Here is a 1,391-nt window from a genome sequence, read left to right as displayed (position 1 = left end):
TCTGCAAAATACTTTAGAATTTTTCTAAATTTCTTTTCCGAAATTCGGGAACGAACTATATATTTATTTTTCATCGACAGAATCATAGTTAAAAACTCCTTTGAAAGTTTTTAACTTATCTTGAGCCAAAATTTTTAGCAAAATACCGCTCAAAATTTTATTAAATCCAAATCCTCACATTCAGTTTTAAAATTTTAACGATACTCAGAAAGCTTAGAATTTCACTCTTTATCTCGCTTGCGGGATCGCGGCGCAGCACGCTTTCATAGACGCTAGGCTCGAAATTATCGCGCCCGGTGTGCACGAAAATATGGATCCGCCGCTCTCTGATGCTCGCCCAGATCTGCGCCCCGAGCGCGTCGCCCACCGCCAAAAATCGCTCCATAAATGCAGGCGTCAGCACGTACATCGCGTTTTGCGGCTCATCGCTTAGCACCTTGTAGCGCGCGGCAAACTCCACGTTGTCCATCGCAACGGGTTTTAGACCTACGTGCTGTTTATTTTGTATCTCGCGCGGATAGATGAAAACGGGCGCGATGATGCGTTTGTTAAATTCCGCTACGAAAAACGCCCCCACAAGCTCGTGCTGCAAATTTTGATGGAAAAAACTCACATCGCTAAACTCAAAGCTCACCCCCTGCCACGCGCCGCCTACGCGGTCGTTGCCGCGCAGATTTTCGATAAACTCGAACAGATCGCTCTGCACCACGCGCCAAAACGGCACGCTGCCGTAGGAGACGTATTCGTAGCCGAGCTCGCGCACGAAAGGCGCTAGATAGTGCTGCTTGTAGCTTTGGCGGTACCGCCCGGTAAAGATATCTTGCATGCTTTTTACGCCGAGCGCGTAAAGCCGCGCTGCTAGCCACACTGCGAGCGCGAGCGCGGCCAAGCCTATCAACGCCTGCGGCAGGGCAGCGGAGTATTTGAAGATCAAAAACGAGATCGCGACCGCGCCAAATTTCAAAATATTTTCCGTGCCGATGAGATCCTTTTGCCAGCCGTTTAAGTGCACCTCGCGCAGACTCACGGCGAGCGAGGCGACCGCCAGCAGCATAAGCAGCGTCGCGCTAAAGCTCTGCACGCCCTGCCTGCGCGCGAAATACGCGATGACGCCGAATACCGCAAACAGCGCCACCGTGCTTATGACGGTAATCAGCTTTAGCTGCTCCACGTGCTTTTTAGCGTCCAGTCGCAGGCGCTCCAAATCGTAAATAGTCAAAATTTCGCCTTTTTTAAAATTTGCCCGCAATTTTAGCGAAATTCTAGGAATTTTGGAATTTCAAAGCTTGCTCGTCCGCATATAATGTGAATTTTTTATATGAATTTTACACAGCGTCCTAAATTTAAGGATAAATTCAAAGCTCTAAGCTTAAAATTTCGCCGTAGCGGGG

1 protein-coding gene and 1 pseudogene are annotated in these 1,391 nt (G+C 48.7%); both read right to left on the bottom strand.

The annotated features are described in order from the left end of the window. Positions 1–86, bottom strand: a pseudogene (locus Q0101_RS01285) (IS1595 family transposase); the annotation flags it as partial. Positions 87–160: 74 nt separating this feature from the next. Continuing rightward, positions 161–1,219: a DUF3137 domain-containing protein gene (locus Q0101_RS01280; RefSeq protein ID WP_297941574.1), complete on the bottom strand. Its 1,059-nt coding sequence runs from the start codon at positions 1,217–1,219 to the stop codon at positions 161–163. Positions 1,220–1,391: the final 172 nt, after the last annotated feature.

The sequence above is a fragment of the uncultured Campylobacter sp. genome, from assembly GCF_937921625.1.
GTDB lineage: Bacteria > Campylobacterota > Campylobacteria > Campylobacterales > Campylobacteraceae > Campylobacter_B.
This window is presented reverse-complemented; position numbering and strand designations above follow the sequence as displayed.